General features: G+C 62.6%; 1 pseudogene. It reads left to right on the forward strand.

Annotated features, from left to right (window positions below):
* Positions 1 to 245: pseudogene (locus GFC01_RS18970) on the forward strand (hypothetical protein); the annotation flags it as partial.
* Positions 246 to 390 lie beyond the last annotated feature (145 nt).

The raw sequence follows: 390 nt of genomic DNA on the forward strand, positions 1-390 counted from the left end.
TCTTCACCCAGACCGTCTGGTTCATCGGCGCGCTGTGCCCGTGGTGCATGCTCGTGTGGTCGATGACGATCCCGATGTTCTGGGTGTTCACGATCTGGAACGCCGCGCAGGGCCGCTTCGGTGCCCGCACCCAGCGGATCGGCCGGGCACTGCTCCCGTTCTGCTGGGCGTTCCCGCTGGCGAACTACCTGTTCATCATCGTGACGATCATCATCAAGTTCCCGACCATCCTGACGGTCTTCTGATCCACTGCTGGGCGTTCTCGATGCGGCGCCGATGACACATCGATGACGCGTCACCGAATTCCTGGGGGCTTCCCAGGCAGGACGCCCGATCCACCTCCGGGCAGCACCTACGCTCGATCTCGATGAGCGAGAACGAGAGCAAGAA

Origin of the sequence: Desulfofundulus thermobenzoicus, from assembly GCF_009428905.1 — a bacterium.
GTDB lineage: Bacteria > Bacillota > Desulfotomaculia > Desulfotomaculales > Desulfovirgulaceae > Desulfofundulus_A > Desulfofundulus_A thermobenzoicus.